Here is a 204-nt window from a genome sequence, read left to right as displayed (position 1 = left end):
CCACTGCTCCAACAGTCACGCTGGATGCACAAGGTACCGGTAACGACACCACACCAACTATTTCAGGCACCACCGATCTGCCAGCCGGTGATTCTGTGACGTTAACCGTTACGGATGCCAACGGCGATGCACAAACCGTCACCGCTACCGTGCAACCTGACGGTACCTTCAGTGCCGATGTCCCTGCAGAACTGGCTGAAGGTA

General features: G+C 56.4%; 1 pseudogene. It reads left to right on the top strand.

Features of this window, described 5'->3' with window-relative positions:
- Positions 1-204: pseudogene (locus tag ACXAGR_RS23870) on the top strand (retention module-containing protein); the annotation flags it as partial.

The organism is Alteromonas sp. ABH4_457 (assembly GCF_056160625.1).
The sequence above is the reverse complement of the archived record's forward strand: the minus strand, read 5'-3'. Positions and strand labels throughout refer to the sequence as shown.